This is a genomic window from Acinetobacter pittii ANC 4050 (assembly GCF_000399685.1).
Classification (GTDB): Bacteria; Pseudomonadota; Gammaproteobacteria; order Pseudomonadales; family Moraxellaceae; genus Acinetobacter; species Acinetobacter pittii_E.
This window is the reverse complement of the sequence record NZ_KB976987.1, coordinates 610,125-625,185: the sequence shown is the minus strand read 5'-3', so window position 1 is coordinate 625,185 and position 15,061 is coordinate 610,125. Positions and strand designations below refer to the sequence as shown.

At 38.7% G+C, this 15,061-nt stretch carries 14 protein-coding genes; 6 read left to right on the top strand and 8 right to left on the bottom strand.

The window, feature by feature from the left end; all coding sequences use genetic code 11:
* Together dnaX and amvA are read right to left on the bottom strand one after the other, a co-directional pair.
* Nucleotides 1-1,322 (bottom strand): DNA polymerase III subunit gamma/tau (gene dnaX / locus F931_RS22360; RefSeq protein WP_016140674.1); only part of this gene is annotated, 1,322 nt, incomplete at its 3' end.
* Between the two features lie 170 nt (nucleotides 1,323-1,492).
* Nucleotides 1,493-2,971 (bottom strand): multidrug efflux MFS transporter AmvA, encoded by a 1,479-nt coding sequence (gene amvA / locus F931_RS06885; protein WP_016140673.1) that lies wholly within the window; start codon nucleotides 2,969-2,971, stop codon nucleotides 1,493-1,495.
* Nucleotides 2,972-3,096: 125 nt separating this feature from the next.
* On the opposite strand from amvA, the gene F931_RS06880 reads away from it, so the two are divergent.
* Nucleotides 3,097-3,675, top strand: coding sequence for a TetR family transcriptional regulator (locus tag F931_RS06880; protein ID WP_016140672.1), 579 nt, complete (start codon nucleotides 3,097-3,099; stop codon nucleotides 3,673-3,675).
* A gap of 47 nt (nucleotides 3,676-3,722) precedes the next feature.
* Here the strand turns inward: F931_RS06880 and lipL are convergent, their stop codons facing one another.
* From lipL to F931_RS06865, 3 genes are all read right to left on the bottom strand, one after another.
* Nucleotides 3,723-4,982, bottom strand: a complete 1,260-nt coding sequence (gene lipL / locus F931_RS06875) for a serine hydrolase domain-containing protein (RefSeq protein WP_016140671.1) — start codon at nucleotides 4,980-4,982, stop codon at nucleotides 3,723-3,725.
* Nucleotides 4,983-5,053: 71 nt separating this feature from the next.
* Nucleotides 5,054-5,908 (bottom strand): MaoC family dehydratase, encoded by an 855-nt coding sequence (locus tag F931_RS06870; protein WP_016140670.1) that lies wholly within the window; start codon nucleotides 5,906-5,908, stop codon nucleotides 5,054-5,056.
* 74 nt (nucleotides 5,909-5,982) lie between these two features.
* Nucleotides 5,983-7,374 (bottom strand): 3-oxoacyl-ACP reductase, encoded by a 1,392-nt coding sequence (locus F931_RS06865; protein ID WP_016140669.1) that lies wholly within the window; start codon nucleotides 7,372-7,374, stop codon nucleotides 5,983-5,985.
* A gap of 234 nt (nucleotides 7,375-7,608) precedes the next feature.
* Between F931_RS06865 and fadI the strand changes: the two genes are divergently transcribed.
* Nucleotides 7,609-9,177 carry an acetyl-CoA C-acetyltransferase gene (gene fadI, locus F931_RS06860; protein WP_016140668.1) on the top strand — a complete coding sequence of 523 codons (1,569 nt, stop codon included), beginning with the start codon at nucleotides 7,609-7,611 and terminating at the stop codon, nucleotides 9,175-9,177.
* A gap of 64 nt (nucleotides 9,178-9,241) precedes the next feature.
* Here fadI and aceI read toward each other — a convergent pair whose 3' ends face one another.
* Nucleotides 9,242-9,676: a chlorhexidine efflux PACE transporter AceI gene (aceI, locus tag F931_RS06855; protein ID WP_016140667.1), complete on the bottom strand. Its 435-nt coding sequence runs from the start codon at nucleotides 9,674-9,676 to the stop codon at nucleotides 9,242-9,244.
* A 90-nt stretch (nucleotides 9,677-9,766) separates the two neighbouring features.
* On the opposite strand from aceI, the gene yahB reads away from it, so the two are divergent.
* The 3 genes from yahB to leuE all read left to right on the top strand — a co-directional run bounded on the left by yahB (nucleotide 9,767) and on the right by leuE (nucleotide 12,504).
* A complete protein-coding gene (gene yahB / locus F931_RS06850) occupies nucleotides 9,767-10,660 on the top strand; it encodes an HTH-type transcriptional regulator AceR (RefSeq protein ID WP_016140666.1) in 894 nt (297 codons plus the stop codon).
* A gap of 130 nt (nucleotides 10,661-10,790) precedes the next feature.
* Nucleotides 10,791-11,780, top strand: a complete 990-nt coding sequence (tal, locus tag F931_RS06845) for a transaldolase (protein WP_016140665.1) — start codon at nucleotides 10,791-10,793, stop codon at nucleotides 11,778-11,780.
* A 73-nt stretch (nucleotides 11,781-11,853) separates the two neighbouring features.
* Entirely contained in the window at nucleotides 11,854-12,504 is a 651-nt protein-coding gene (gene leuE / locus F931_RS06840; RefSeq protein WP_016140664.1) for a leucine efflux protein LeuE, read from the top strand.
* A gap of 51 nt (nucleotides 12,505-12,555) precedes the next feature.
* Here the strand turns inward: leuE and F931_RS06835 are convergent, their stop codons facing one another.
* Nucleotides 12,556-13,029 carry an Lrp/AsnC family transcriptional regulator gene (locus F931_RS06835; protein WP_016140663.1) on the bottom strand — a complete coding sequence of 158 codons (474 nt, stop codon included), beginning with the start codon at nucleotides 13,027-13,029 and terminating at the stop codon, nucleotides 12,556-12,558.
* A gap of 186 nt (nucleotides 13,030-13,215) precedes the next feature.
* Here F931_RS06835 and F931_RS06830 point away from each other — a divergent pair, with 186 nt between their 5' ends.
* On the top strand, nucleotides 13,216-14,391 hold the full coding sequence (locus tag F931_RS06830; RefSeq protein ID WP_016140662.1) for a benzoate/H(+) symporter BenE family transporter: 1,176 nt from the start codon (nucleotides 13,216-13,218) through the stop codon (nucleotides 14,389-14,391).
* A 56-nt stretch (nucleotides 14,392-14,447) separates the two neighbouring features.
* Here F931_RS06830 and F931_RS06825 read toward each other — a convergent pair whose 3' ends face one another.
* Nucleotides 14,448-14,891: an RDD family protein gene (locus F931_RS06825; RefSeq protein ID WP_016140661.1), complete on the bottom strand. Its 444-nt coding sequence runs from the start codon at nucleotides 14,889-14,891 to the stop codon at nucleotides 14,448-14,450.
* Between the last annotated feature and the right edge of the window lie 170 nt (nucleotides 14,892-15,061).

Below are 15,061 nucleotides of genomic sequence, written 5' to 3'. Positions count from 1 at the left end.
GGTTCAGGTTCAGGTTCAGGTTCAGGTTCAGGTTCAGGTTCAGGTTCAGGTTCAGGTTCAGGTTCAGGTTCAGGTTCAGGTTCAGGTTCAACCATAGCGGGTTGGCTAATAACTTCAACAGGCTGAACAGTATTTACTGGAGTAATCTCCTGAGCTGTGGGCTGAGTCTGTTGACTCAAAGCTACCACTGCTTGCCCATTTTGCTGAACTGGCTCTGACACTACAATTTCATTTGGTGCTAAAGGACGGAATGCCAATAAGCGTAAAACGCACATTTCAAAACCTTGCTCTTGCGTCACGGCAAGTTGTAAGTCTGAACGTCCTTTACATGCAATCTGATAGTAAAGCTGCAAATCTTGAGCAGAAATCAGCTTAGACAGCTGCATGATTTTGCGATTGATTTCATCGCTATATTTCAAACTCAAATCAGGCAAATATTGCAAAATTGCCAATTCATGCAATGTCGAAATCAACTGATCCAGCACCAGTGAAACATCTAGCGCTTGATGTCTAAATTGCAATAAAAGCTGACTAACTTTCTCACGTTGGTTCTGATGAATCGCTAAAATCAAATCATAAATAATGGTGCGATCAATCAAGCCAAGCATTTCTTTAACATCTTGGTGATGTACCGCACCCTGTCCATAAGCAATGGCTTGGTCAGTTAAAGATAATGCATCACGTAATGAACCTTGAGCAGATTCGGCAATTTGCCAAATTGCATCTTGGTCAGCAGTAATCTGTTCTTTTTCAAGAATAGCGCCAAGATGCTTGGTAATTTCATCTACAGCTAAAGGACGCAGAGTAAATTGCAAACAACGTGAAATGACCGTAATTGGCAGCTTTTGCGGGTCTGTGGTTGCAAACAAAAATTTAACGTGTTCTGGTGGCTCTTCGAGTGTTTTTAATAACGCATTAAAAGAATGCGTCGATAGCATATGTACTTCGTCAATCAAGTAAACTTTAAAACGACCTTGCGTTGGCGCATAAGGAACGTTGTCTAAAAGTTCACGCGTATCTTCTACTTTTGTTCTTGAAGCAGCATCGATTTCGATTAGGTCAATAAAGCGGCCTTCATTTACCGCCTTACAAGTGGCACAGACTTCACATGGCGTAGAAGTCACACCCGTTTCACAGTTCAAACACTTGGCTAAAATACGTGCAATTGTAGTTTTACCTACACCACGCGTTCCTGTAAATAAATAAGCATGGTGAAGTCGACCGCGTTCCAATGCACTGCTTAATGCACGAGAAACGTGGTTTTGCCCCACTAACTCATTGAAATTACGTGGACGGTATTTTCTAGCAAGTACTTGATACATGTATGCTCCTTGTTACAGGCATAAGCATACTTTGTTTTTAAAAGAGAGTGAACGCATAAAGCTCATATCCGTACAGATAAACTGCGAACTACACCATTTGTCTGAACTATCAATGAATTTTAAAGTTTCGGAAAAACTGTCTACCGAAACTTTAAATACTATGAAATATTCTAATTTACTTTCTTTGGAAAACTAAACCAGACAAATACAGTTAAAAGGAAGAAACAAATGGCTGAGATGGTAAGCACCCAACTATGTGCATAGCTAAAAGCTTGCTGGGCAACTGCAATTAATTGTCCACCCACAGGGTTTTCAAGATTAGATGCTAATTGCATGGTTTCACCAATAGAAATACTCGCTTTTTCAATTAAGCTTGTCGGAAGCTGTTCTGGCAAAATAATTGAACGACTGTAAAACCAAGACAACATTAATCCAAAAATAGCAACCCCCAAACCAGCGCCAAGCTCATAGGCCATCCCTTCAATAGCACCTGCTGCACTCGCTTTTTGAGGTGGTACAGATGACATAATGGCAGCGGTGGAAGCCAATAAGGCAATTTCAATGCTAAAGCCTAAAAAGACCATACACGTCCATGCTAAAAAGTGATCGGTCGAGAAATTAAGCTGAGCGAGCCCCCATAAACTAAATCCACTTATTAAAATACCAACAGTAGATACAAGTCTAAGTCCCCATTTATTTAAACAGATTCCTGCGAGTGGACCACCTAAACTAATTGCAATCATAAATGGAATAATAAACATCCCTGCCTGTAACGGCGAAAACCCATGTACAAACTGCAACTCTTGAGACAAAAGTAATTCGAACCCAACCAAAGCAATCATCGAAACAACAGCCATGACAATGCTGGTAGAAATCACCGGATGTTTAAATAACTCCAAATCAATCATTGGCGTCGTACTTCTTTTTTGGCTTCGAATGAAGTGAATTAATGTGCTTATACCCACTACGAACATCACAACCGTAAGTACCGAGAAGTTATACATAGCCGATTTGATTGAATAGATAAGACTTAAAATTGCTACAACCAAGATTAAAGCTTGCCCTAAGTTAATAGGCTGATCGGTTTTCTCTTGTTGTTTAGGAATGATCATCACGATCATGACTAAAACCACTAAAATAATCGGTAAGTTAATGAGGAACACGGCTCCCCAATGAAAATGTTCTAGTACAAAACCACCTACCAATGGACCGAAAGCTGCCCCTCCACCACCTACTGTAGACCAAAGCCCGAGTGCAAAATTTCTCTGCTTTTCTTCGGTAAAAGCATTACGAATGCCAGATAAAGTGGCAGGAATAAGCATAGCTGCCCCTAACCCCAAAACAGCACGGGAAGCAATTAGGGCGTAGGCAGTTGGAGAAAAAGCAGCAGCTAGCGAACCAACACCAAAAACTGCGGTTCCAATAAATAATAATTTTTTAAAGCCAATACGATCACCGAGTGCACCCATCGGTAAAATCAAACCCGCCATAATCAGTGAATAAATATCAATGATCCATAAAAGCTGATTGGCAGTTAAATTCAATGCTGCACTTAAAGATGGTGTTGCAACATGCATCACTGTTGCGTCAATCGTAACTGGTAAATATATAAGGACGATAATTGTCAGGATTAACCATTTCTTTTGCATAACGCTCTTCGATATCCAGAACTTGGACATGTGTTCAAATTGTGGTTATTATATACACAACTGGACACTTGTCCAACTTTTAATTTTAATGTAGTTTGTGTCGAATTCAGTCAGGTGAAATAAACATGGCCTATCTTAATCGCGATCAACGCAGAGAAATGATTCTGCAAGCCGCCATGCAAGTTGCTTTGGCTGAAGGTTTTGCAGCTATGACGGTACGTCGAATCGCAACAGAAGCACAAACCTCCACAGGACAAGTTCATCATCATTTTTCTTCGGCATCTCATTTAAAAGCTGAAGCTTTTTTAAAGCTGATGGAACAGCTTGATGAAATTGAACAAACCTTAAAAACAACTAGCCAATTTCAAAGAGTCTTCATTTTATTGGGTGCAGAAAACATCGATAGACTTCAGCCCTACCTACGCCTATGGAATGAAGCTGAACTCTTAATTGAACAAGATATTGAAATACGAAAGGCTTATAACCTTGCTATGCAGAGTTGGCATGAAACAATTGTGCAGGCCATTGAATGTGGCAAACAACAAGGTGAATTTAAAAACATATCCAACTCAACAGACATTGCGTGGCGACTCATTGCCTTTGTGTGCGGATTAGAAGGTATTTATCAACTTGGATTACAAGGTTTAGCTGAAGAAGACTTCAAGCGCCATACCGAAGCGATTATTCGACTAGAATTATTATAAATATTGAGCTGGCATTGCTTAAAAATACCAGCTTTAAAATATTAAAATTAGAACCAGCCTTTACGGCCTTTTAAAATTTGGTCGGTACACCGTAAGGCTTCTTGAGTCAGTCCCCATAAACGGTAATCGCCCGTTATTGAACCAATCTGGAAGTTATGCGTATAGGCAAAGCTAAGATCACGCTCAGGATCGCACCACGCCCCTGAACCGTTGTAGCCAATATGTCCAAAGCCATTCTTAGCGCGTTTACCCATGGTAATAATACGGTGATAGCCTAAACGCCAATTCATCGGAATTGGCATGACACGATCACGTGCATAACTTTGAATGGTACTAAGCTCTCTAAATACTTCTGGACGAATCAATTGCTGCCCATCCCATTCGCCTTGATTTGCCAGCATCGCATAAATTTTAGCAAGGCTATTTGCAGTAAACGTGCCGTTCGCTGCCGGAATGACTGCTTGAAGTCCCTCATCACTAAAGAAACTAAAATTTTTCATTCCTTTTGGAATCATGGCATCCTGAAAATCTTGCGGGTCTTGTCCAGTCCACGTAATCATTTTTTCAGAAAGTGAACTTTTACGGGGCTGAGGCTTTTTAGGTTTTTCAGCTTGAGTAGACGCTGGTTTTTCTGGTTTCGGTTGAATTATTAAACGTGCTACACGATCTAACTCGCTTACAGGCGTTCCAAAGTAAGCACCATCTAACTGCAAAGGTTCAACCAGATATTTTTGCATGAGCTGATGTAAAGATTGACCAGTTGCTTTTTCAAGTATACCACCCACCAACCAACCAAATGTTAAGGCTTGGTAGGCATTTCCCTCTCCCGCAAGGAATCTAGGCTTAGTTGCCGCAACCACATCTAACATATGTGACCAGTCAAGCATTTCTCTCGCACTTTCGATGATATTACGAACATCAAACATGCCGCTTTGATGGCTTAGCACATGACGTAATGTCATTTGCTCTTTTCCATTTTGAGCAAACTCAGGCCAATAGGTCGTAATCGGTTTGTCGTATTCTAAAAAACCTTCACTTACTAAAATATGCGCTAAAGTTGCAAGTACACCTTTACCCGTAGAGTAGCAAACTGCCAAGGTATCGGGTTGCCAAGCTTCATTTTGTGATTGAAGACCGGTGTAAATATCTACAACTTTTTGGCCTCTAAAATAAACCGCTAAAGCAGCTCCACCTTGTCCTGTTCTAGCATCTTGAAGACGGCTGAACTGGTGAGCTAAATCAATAAAACGTTCATCTAAAATACCGTGATAGTTATGGGTATCGGCCAGTAAAATTTCTTTAATCACATGAAGTTCCTTGCATTTTTTGTTATTTTGCTCAAAAGCAGCCTAAACATTTGCTTAGGCTGCTGATATTTTTATAATGCTTTTACTGTTCCTGCAACATGCGGTTTTTGTGATTTCGCATTACGAATCAAGAAATCAGTCTTTTTGTCTGCATTGGCAGTTAAAAACTCAACTTTTGATGGCAAGAACATCGGCAGCTTAAACCACACATCTGCTTCATAAGCATTTGGCAGCTCAAGATTAGCTAAAGCTTTTGCTTTGCTCCACATACCATGAGCAATTGCTTGTTTAAAACCAAATGCTTTTGCTGTGATGGCATGGATATGGATTAAGTTAAAATCACCAGACACTTTTGCGTAACGGCGGCCAGTGTTTTCTAAAATATCCCACTGGGCTTTTGGAACATAAGAAGGTGCTTGTTCTTCTTTAGCTTTCTCACCCACTCTTTTCTCGACTTTTTGGCGAGATAAATAAGTGGTTAAGCCCTCCATCACCACTTCATTACCAACTTTTGCTGTGGTAATAAAGTCAAACTGAACACCTTTATCATGCGGTTTTAGTTCCCCAAATTTGCATGACAAAGTTAGTTTTTCAGTTACACCAATTGGTCTAGTCTGTTTAATCTGGTTGCGGATATGCACTAAACCTAAAATTGGAAATGGAAAGGCTTCTGCCGTCATCATATGCATTTGCAAACTTTGAGAAAGCACAGCCAAATAAATTGCTGGCACAAAGCCATTATTTTGAAAGCCACATACTTCGTTATATGCTTTGAGATGGTTCTGATCAATTTCTAGAACATCAACCACATATTCAACTTGCGGTAAGATTTTTGGGCCTTTAGGCTTTTTAAAAATTAAACCTTGTACTACTTTTGGGTAAGCCAATGCCGCTTTTGGTAGCTGGCTAAAATGACGAGTATTCATACCTAACCTTTTATAATTTATAGATTCTTGAATAAAAAAGGGATGCACAAGCACCCCTATTTCGCTAAAAGTGCTTAAGCGCCCAACAAGCTTTGACCACACACACGTACAACGTTGCCATTTACGCCTGTAGAAGCAGTTGATGCAAACCATGCAATCGTTTCTGCTACATCAACAGGTAAACCACCTTGTTGCATCGAGTTCATACGGCGACCAGCTTCACGAATTGCAAATGGAATTGCAGCTGTCATTTGTGTCTCAATAAAGCCAGGAGCTACTGCGTTGATGGTAATACCATTTTTTAGAATTGGTGCAGTAAATTTCACTAGGCCAATTACACCAGCTTTCGATGCAGCATAGTTGGTTTGACCAAGGTTACCCGCAATACCGCTAATTGATGATACACAAACAATGCGGCCATTTGCATTTAGACCACCATTTTCTAATAAATAGTCATTTACGCGTTCAGCAGCAGACAAGTTAATGTTAATTACCAAGTCCCAAAGCTCTGGCTTCATGTTTGCCAAAGTTTTGTCACGAGTAATACCCGCGTTATGAACGATAATATCTAAACCACCTTGTTTTGCAGCAGCAGCTTTAATTTTTTCGCCCGCATCAGCAGCTGTAATGTCAATTGCCAATGTAGAGCCACCAATATCAGCAGCTACACGGTCAAGATCAGCTTGTTGTTGAGGTACATCTAAACAAATAACATGCGCGCCGTCACGTGCCAATACATGTGCAATTGCTTCACCGATACCACGGCTCGCACCTGTTACCAACGCAGTTTTACCAGCAAGCGGTTTTGCCCAATCAACATCAACTACATCTGCTTTAGAAACACGAATTACTTGACCAGACACATAAGCTGAACGTGGAGAAAGTAAGAAACGTAAAGTTGATTCAAGGTTTGCAGCAGCACCTTCATCTACATATACAACTTGGGCAGTAATACCCTTTTTAAATTCTTTACCTACAGATTTGATAAAGCCTTCAAGTGCACGCTGAGCAATCGCCTGTTTTACAGTTTTTGCAGTTTCAGGTGTTGTACCAATAACAATCACACGACCAGAAGTCGCAACTTGACGTGCAATCGGGTTAAAGAATTTATAAAGTTCATTTAACTGTTCTGAGTTTTGGATACCAGACGCATCAAATACTACTGCTTTGAATTTTGATTCTTTATCGCCTGCATTAAATGGGCGTAAATTTAAACCAACTTTTGCAGCTTCTTGCTGTAATGCAACATGATTACCTACATAGCTATCTGCATGAATATTGCTAAGTACTTGTGCAATCGCACCAGACAATACACTTGACGGCGCTGCGCCAACCAATACTGCACCATTCACTACTGGCTGAGCACTTTCAAAACGCTCTAATACAACAGGTGATGGTAAACCCAGATTTTTGACAACGAATTTACCAATAGGAGATTGTGTAAATGCTTGGTATTGATCAGTCATGATTATTATCTCTCAAAAAAATGATTTTCTACGACAGGCTTCATTATGTTATGAAATGGAGAGGAACAATATGAAAGCGGCCGTTCATTAGAGTCATCCCAAATCATACTTGAGTTCATCTTTTGATGTCTTGACCTGAATGCTATCTACAATGTCATTCTAGTCAATACAGGTCTATTTGAATTGTGTTAAGGTAGCTTATAAGAATATCGTTAATATGCTTGGAAAAGCCTTATGAGCAAACCAACTCAAGAAAATCCAGCAGTCGAAAATTCTGCTCAGGAAAAAGTGTCAAATACATCAAAGCCGGCTTCTAACACGGCTAAGCGTAACAGTACTACTCCTAAAGCAGCAACTAATACTCCAAAAACGACACGTACTCGTTCAACGACTGCACCTGCACGTAGCTCCCGTACTAAGAGTGCCGCTACAGCAACTACTTCTACATCTTCAAATGTAGCTGCAGAACCAAAAGCAACAAAAACCAAAACTTCTGTTCAACAGGATAAAACCATGAGCCAAAACACTGTTCGCCGCGTTGCAATTATTGGTGGCAACCGTATTCCATTTGCACGTTCAAATACTGCTTATTTTAAAGCGTCTAATTCTGACATGCTGACAGCAGCATTAAACGGTTTGGTTGAGCGCTTTAATTTACAAGGTAAGCGTATTGGTGAAGTCGTTGCGGGTGCTGTTTTAAAACATAGTCGTGACTTCAATATGACTCGTGAAGTTGTATTGAGCACAGATCTTGCTCCTGAAACTCCTGCTTATGACATTCAAATTGCTTGTGGTACAGGTTTACAAGCAGCTTTTGTTGTTGCAAACAAAATTGCACTTGGTCAAATTGACGTAGGTATTGCCGGTGGTGTAGACACCACGTCTGATGCACCGATTGCTGTAGGTGATGGTTTACGTAAAGTTTTACTTGAACTCAATGTTGCTAAAACTGGTAAAGACCGTCTTAAAGCTTTAACAAAAATTGATTTTAAAAAGCTTCTTGATGCACCAAGTAACGGTGAACCACGTACTGGCCTTTCAATGGGTGAGCACCAAGCAATCACTGCTTTAGAATGGGGTATCACTCGCGAAGCACAAGATGAGTTAGCTGCTAGCAGCCATCAAAAACTTGCTGCTGCTTATGAGCGTGGTTTCTTTGATGACTTAATGACTCCATTCTTAGATCTTAACCGTGACAACAACTTACGTGCAGACAGCACAGTTGAAAAGCTAGCTAAATTAAAACCAGTTTTCGGTAAAGGCGAAACTGCAACAATGACAGCTGGTAACTCAACTCCGTTAACTGACGGTGCTTCTGTTGTCTTGCTTGCTTCTGAAGAATGGGCAAAAGAAAACGGTCATGAAGTTTTAGCTTACCTTTCTTTCTCTGAAACAGCAGCTGTTGACTTCATTGGCAAGAACGGTCCTAAAGAAGGCTTATTGATGGCTCCTGCTTATGCAGTACCTCGTATGCTTAAACGTGCGAATCTTAAACTTCAAGATTTTGATTTCTACGAAATCCATGAAGCATTCGCATCTCAAGTGTTATCTACTTTGAAAGCTTGGGAAGATGAAAAATTCTGTAAAGAACGTCTTGGTTTAGATGCACCTTTGGGTTCAATCGATCGCTCTAAACTGAACGTAAATGGTTCATCTTTAGGTGCAGGCCATCCATTTGCTGCAACTGGTGGTCGTATCTTAGCTACTGCTGCTAAATTGATTAATCAAAAAGGTTCAGGCCGCGCATTAATCTCGATCTGTACAGCAGGTGGTGAAGGTGTGGTTGCGATTGTAGAAAAATAATTTCTATAATGAACTAACAAAATAAGCACCCTTTTGGGTGCTTATTTCATTTCAATAGATTAGCTTAATGAAGTGATGCAGCTTTAGCATCGGGGAAAAATTTATCTTCGATATAGTCATAACACCACTGAAAAATAAAGGTATAAACCAAAATACATAAGGTTAAGCCAATATCTAAAATAAATGCATCAATAACACTCATCTGCATCATATAGGCGATCATCGGTACAGTCGCAATCAGCAAACCGCCTTCAAAACCAATCGCATGTAAAATCCGTACAGGGATCGTTCTTTCCCAATTATATTTATGCTCTACTTTTTCGAAATAATGGTTAAAAATCATATTCCAGAAAACTGAAACCACTGCCATAAACACACCGAGTGTTCCGGTCACTTCCATCGGCATATCAAAAATAAAACTTAATGCAATCGCAATGATGACCAATAAAATTCCTTCATAACTGATTGCATGAATGAGTCTTCTCTTGGAAATCAACATTTTTAAATACTCAATAATTACTTGGATAATGTGCATTTTATTTTTATAATATTGATTAATCCAATCAGGTTCTTTCAGTTTTTTTGACAGATGAATATTAATCAAGAACAACTACTCATGTTTCAAGCTGTGATTGAAACTGGCTCTTTTTCTGCAGCAGCCCGTAAACTTGGCAAAGTTCCTTCGGCTGTAAGCATGTCTATTGCCAACTTAGAAATTGATCTGAACTTAACATTATTTGACCGTAAAGGCCGTGAACCTATTCCTACTGACGAAGCACGAGTTTTATATGAAAAGACATCTCAGCTTTTGATTGAGATGAATCAATGGAAACAACATGCTCATGCATTAAGTACAGGGTTAGAAGCTAATTTAACTATAGTGATTGTCTCTGAACTCTTACATACCAATTGGACTGACTATATTTGTCTTTTAGAGAACCGCTTTCCAGACTTACAAATTAATATTGTGTCTGCCCCTCAAGAAGATGCGCTCCAAATGCTATTGGACGGGTCTGCCCAACTTGCACTGATGTTTGAACGCGAGAACTTAGATAATAGAGAACAATTTGTAGAACTAAAACGTGAGGCTCTAATTCCAGTCATTTCAAATAACCATCCTCTAGCCAGCCAAAATCAGGTTTCTTATGAGCAGATCCTCACTACACGACAAATTGTAGTCGCAAGTCGTGATGAGACTTTAAAGCCTGAATTACTTTTTTCAAAACATTATTGGCGTACAGACAACCACCACTCTGCTTGTTTAATGATTTTACGTAATCTAGGTTGGGGTGTTCTTCCTCAAGAAATGTTTAAAGAAAACCCTGAATTAAAAAATAAACTTAAAGTATTGGATTTATTGGATTTCACTCCACGCTTTGAATATTATGTCGACTTGGTTTGGAGCCGGGAAAGTGAACTTGGTGCCGCTGCTAGATATCTCATTGAGTATATCCGTACGCAAAGAATGCAACAGGTGCCTTAAAATTATTTCAATTTAGATGCAGAACCTAAACGTTTTTCTTTGAAAGATAACAATTGATATATCGACAGCATGAATAGACTTTGTGCTATAAAGAAAACATAAGATTTATTACTGAAGATGTTGAATATCAATGACTCATACAGCACTTGACCAATTAAAAACATTAACGACCGTTGTTGCCGACAGTAGTGACCTTGATGCAATTCGTAAATTCCGTCCATTAGACGCGACGACTAATCCTTCATTGATTACGGCAGCAGCAGAACAACCAGAAAGTAAAGAGCTCATTGAAGATGCTTATTATCAAGCCAAAGAAGAAGGCTATACCAATGATGAATTAATCGAAAGAACCATTGATATTCTAACCGTAAAATTTGGTGTAGAAATTTTAAAACTGATCGAAGGCCGAGTTTCAACAGAAGTGGATGCTGCACTTTCATATGACACTGAAGCAACTATTCAAAAAGCACATGAATTATGTGAACTTTACAAAGGTTATGGGATTGATCAGTCACGTATTCTGATTAAAATTGCTTCGACTTGGGAAGGTATTCAAGCTGCTAAAGTATTAGAAGCTGAAGGTATTGCTTGTAACCTCACCCTCCTTTTCGGTTTACATCAAGCTCAAGCATGTGCAGATGCAAAAGTAACTTTAATTTCGCCATTTGTAGGTCGTATCTTAGATTGGTACAAAAAAGCTGAAGGTGTAGATGCTTACCCAATCGAAAAAGACCCAGGTGTTGTATCAGTGAAGAAAATCTATACCTATTACAAACAGCAAAACATTCCAACTCAAGTGATGGGTGCAAGCTTCCGTAGCATCGACCAAGTACTTGGTCTTGCTGGATGTGATTTACTTACGATCTCACCAAGTTTACTTACCCAACTTGAGCAAGATACACGTACAGTTGATGCGGCACTTGATGCCTCTCAAGCAAAACAAGCAGAAGCGATTGTTCGACCAGCGCAAGATGAACAAAGCTTTAAAGATGAACTTAACCATGACTTAATGGCATTTCAGCTTTTACAAGGTGGTGTTGATGGCTTTATCAAAGCACGTGACCAATTAAGCCTTTTGTTACGTCAGTCTTTTGGAATTGATGCGGAAATAAAATCTTAAAAAACTGCACTTTTCATACAAAATCACCGATTTTTGTTATCATGACAAAAATCGGTTTTTTATTGGGTTTCTCGTGTTCGGCATAACAGACTTAACAACATATATTATTGGTACATTCCTAATTGTGTTATTGCCCGGACCCAATTCTCTTTATGTGATGTCAATTGCTTCACGCTATGGTATTAAAACCGGATATATGGGTGCATTCGGTATTTTCACCGGCGACCTTATTTTAATGCTGTGTACAGTGCTTGGTGCTGCTTCTTTACTTAAAGCCTTTCCATGGGTATTTGTTATTCTTAAATTAACAGGTGCACTTTATCTTTCTTACTTAGGCTTTAAACTATTACAAGGCAGTATTCAACGCTGGAAACAACGTAATCAACGTCAACCAGAAATGGCCGATTTACCCGCTTTAGATAAAATTCATCCTTATAAAACAGCACTTAGTATCAGTTTACTCAATCCTAAAGCAATTTTATTTTTCCTCTCTTTCTTTGTTCAATTTGTTGAACCAGACTACGCTTATCCTGCTCTGAGCTTTTTAATTTTAGCGATTATTTTACAGATCATTAGTTTTAGTTATTTAACTGCATTAATCTTCTCTGGCATAAAACTCTCGGCATTTTTTAAAGAGAACCATAAAATTGCAGCGAGCGGAATCTTTCTCGTAGGAATTCTATTTTTTGGCTTTGGTTTGAAGCTAGCAACTTCAACGATTTAATCATTTTACTCTATCAGTTTTTGTATTAGAAAGTTAAAGCATGATGAGCCATTAAAATGCCAGCATGCCATCAGTTTTAACTTCATTTAGCACAAAAAATGTTCTGACTTGTCTTACTCCGGGTAAAGCAATAATCTTTTCGCTATGAAATCGATTAAACGCAGCTAAATCTTTAACACGGATTTTGAGAAAATAATCGACTTCCCCAGCTACCAGATAACATTCTAAAACATTTTCCAAATCACCCGATGCTTGTTCAAAAGCCTGAAAGCTATCAGGAGTTGAACGATCCAAAACTACACCGACTAACACCACAGTACCACGTTGAACGGTATTGGGATTGATCCGAGCACGAACATCCAAGATGGCCCCAATCTTAAAAAGGCGCTGAGTATGATTCCAACAAGATGATGTACTAATGCCTACAAGTTTTGCCAACTCAGCATTACTTAAACGTCCATTTTCTTGTAAAGCACGCATAATTTTCAGTTCAAGGGGTGTTAAATTTTCAGCTTGCTCTTCCATAAAATAATATCCCAAATTAATTATTAGTTCCGAAATAAATAATAGCATTATTCAATATTTTAAAAATATTATTTCTTTTTTATGCTCAAAATAGAAAGCACCTTCTTAAAAAAAATTGTTAAATTCACCCCAACTGGAAGCAATGGCAGAAGCCTATAAACTTTTCTTGGATTTAGAACACGTATTATGCAAAAGATTCTTCAAGATTTTTCAATTCCGGCAGTATTTGCTGGCTTTATTACTTTTTTAATCGGTATTAGTGTTTCGGCCGTTTTAGTCATTCAAGCGGCTCAAATTTTAGGTGCTTCACCTGAACAGATTACCTCTTGGTTTTGGGCATTAGGTCTAGGAATTGGCTTATCGGGACTCATTCTTTCTTGGAAATTTAAATATCCCGTAGCGACTTCATGGTCAACCGCTGGTCTTGCTTTAATTATGGCGACAGGCAGTGGATATAGTTTAAATGAAGCGATTGGTGCTTTTTTAGTGGGTGGTTTACTCACTGCTATTTTGGGCTTTTCAGGTATTTTTCAAAAAGCTTTGTCATATATTCCTCAAAGCTTAACCAGTGCCATGCTTGCTGGGGTCTTACTCAAATTTGGTATCTCACTTTTCGCAAGTTTACAAAATGATTGGGCATTTATTTTGTCCTTACTTAGCATTTATGTCATTACAAAAAGATTGTGGCCGCGTTACAGCATTGTATTTACCGCAATTGCAGGGATTGCCCTCTGCCCCATTTTTTTAGAATTTCATATGCCTACACTTCAGTGGTCTTTAGCAAAACCTGTTTGGATTAGTCCAGACTTTAGTTGGTCGGCACTGTTGGGCTTAGCTTTACCACTGTTTGTGATTAATATGGCCTCGCAATATTTACCAGGAATTGCCATGATCAAAAGTTATGGCTATAAACCACACGTTAATCAACTCATTGGCTGGACAGGTTTAACTCAAGCTTTACTTGCCCCTTTTGGTTGTTACACCGTAAATATTGCTGCCATTAGTGCTGCGGTAAGCTTAGATGATCAAGTTCATCCTGACCCTAACAAACGCTATATTGCGGGCATGAGCTGCGGATTTTTCTACATCTTAATGGGCTTGTTTGCTGCAACACTCACAAGTTTATTGATGTCATTTCCTCACATTTTTATTGTAGCTTTGGCAGGCATTGCTTTACTTGGTACGATTAGCCACAACGTTGCAATTGCCTTTGCTCAAGTTGAAGAACGTGAAGCCGCATTATTTACCTTTTTATGTAGTGCTTCGGGTATTCAATTTTTCGGTATTGGTTCAGCATTTTGGGGATTAATTGTCGGTATCCTTGTATTTGTAATACTTAAATTTAAAACCAAAAGAAACTAATAAAAAGCGTTCATAGCCTGCTATTTTCAATGCTATGAACGCCTTTGCCATAATTCTTATAGCTCTCTGACTACGACTGTTTTTGCCATTTTGTCATGCCACCCTTGTTTTTTAGAATCAAATGCAACCCAGAAAAGGCCAATGCCAAACACTAAAATTGATGGAATATAGCCAATGTAGCGGATAATACTTTGCATAACAGTGAGCTTATTGCCTGTTTTTTCATCTAAAACTTTTAATCGCATTAAACGTTTACCAGGTGTTCCCGCAAAATACAACCAACATAAAACTGAATACAAGAAAGGAAATGCATAGTTCACAATAAGATCGAACAAATAATTTTGTGGCTGACTACTTAAGCCAGTAGCAAAAACCAAGTCATAATCTCCCCGATAAAAAATCCATGCCGCTGGAATAATTGCTAAAAAAAGAATCAGACTATCAATAATCATTGCACCAAATCTTAACCAAAACCCTGCATACTCATACTTATAAGACATGCTCACCTCACTTTGTTATTGTTTAATAGCTAAAACGTTCTTACAATTTTACTTTTATCCTAAAGGAAACTTTTTTAGTTTTAAATACTTAAATAACTTTAATATTTTATTGTAATTATTTTGATCAAAATAAATCTTAATTTAATATTTTTAAAACTGACACTTTTTAT

What these genes read in the sequence shown, in the direction of transcription:
- amvA (WP_016140673.1), bottom strand. Translation starts at nt 2,971, where the DNA reads ATGCAAAAGAAATGGTTAATCCTGACAATTATCGTCCTTATATATTTA.
- F931_RS06880 (WP_016140672.1), top strand. Translation starts at nt 3,097, where the DNA reads ATGGCCTATCTTAATCGCGATCAACGCAGAGAAATGATTCTGCAAGCC.
- F931_RS06870 (WP_016140670.1), bottom strand. Translation starts at nt 5,908, where the DNA reads ATGAATACTCGTCATTTTAGCCAGCTACCAAAAGCGGCATTGGCTTAC.
- F931_RS06865 (WP_016140669.1), bottom strand. Translation starts at nt 7,374, where the DNA reads ATGACTGATCAATACCAAGCATTTACACAATCTCCTATTGGTAAATTC.
- fadI (WP_016140668.1), top strand. Translation starts at nt 7,609, where the DNA reads ATGAGCAAACCAACTCAAGAAAATCCAGCAGTCGAAAATTCTGCTCAG.
- aceI (WP_016140667.1), bottom strand. Translation starts at nt 9,676, where the DNA reads ATGTTGATTTCCAAGAGAAGACTCATTCATGCAATCAGTTATGAAGGA.
- yahB (WP_016140666.1), top strand. Translation starts at nt 9,767, where the DNA reads ATGAATATTAATCAAGAACAACTACTCATGTTTCAAGCTGTGATTGAA.
- tal (WP_016140665.1), top strand. Translation starts at nt 10,791, where the DNA reads ATGACTCATACAGCACTTGACCAATTAAAAACATTAACGACCGTTGTT.
- F931_RS06835 (WP_016140663.1), bottom strand. Translation starts at nt 13,029, where the DNA reads ATGGAAGAGCAAGCTGAAAATTTAACACCCCTTGAACTGAAAATTATG.
- F931_RS06830 (WP_016140662.1), top strand. Translation starts at nt 13,216, where the DNA reads ATGCAAAAGATTCTTCAAGATTTTTCAATTCCGGCAGTATTTGCTGGC.
- F931_RS06825 (WP_016140661.1), bottom strand. Translation starts at nt 14,891, where the DNA reads ATGTCTTATAAGTATGAGTATGCAGGGTTTTGGTTAAGATTTGGTGCA.